Raw genomic sequence first — 533 nt, forward strand, 5'->3', positions numbered from 1 at the left:
TCGCTTTTACCGTCGTCGCCGTACTGGTGCTCTCGCTGGCCGGCGCCCTTCTCTATCATTCGCTGTCGAGCCAACTCATGGACCGCGACGACAGCGAGATTTCGGTCCAGCTCGACGGGTTTCTGGCGGCAGCTCGCGGATACGGCTCCGCAGAGGCGATTGGCATAAATAGCGGCGTGTTCCGCGAGGCATTGCTCGCGCATCCCGCAATCTCATTCGCCATACTGGATGGTCAAGGAAGGGTATTGGCCGATTTGAGCCGCGGGGACCAGCCCTTGCGTTCGATTGGGTCGGGCAATCCGGCAGAACAACAGACTTATTCATGCTCTCCCCCGTCCATCGGGCCTTCTCGCTGCGTATTCGGCGACGAAACGTTGCCTTCAGGTGAATCGATACGCGTGCTGCTCGCCCATGAAGCGAAGGAACGCTACTCCGTCCTTCGCGATTATCAAGGCGATGTATGGCTCGTGCTCCTCGGTGGTTCCGCGCTGATGGGTCTACTTGGCTACACCATCGCAAAGCGGGGATTGTCG

At 59.5% G+C, this 533-nt stretch carries 1 pseudogene; it reads left to right on the forward strand.

Annotation, left to right across the window (positions count from 1 at the left end):
• Nucleotides 1–533 (forward strand): annotated as a pseudogene (locus tag P0D89_RS53940) (heavy metal sensor histidine kinase); the annotation flags it as partial.

Origin of the sequence: Paraburkholderia sp. RL18-085-BIA-A, assembly GCF_046027075.1 — a bacterium.
GTDB lineage: Bacteria > Pseudomonadota > Gammaproteobacteria > Burkholderiales > Burkholderiaceae > Paraburkholderia.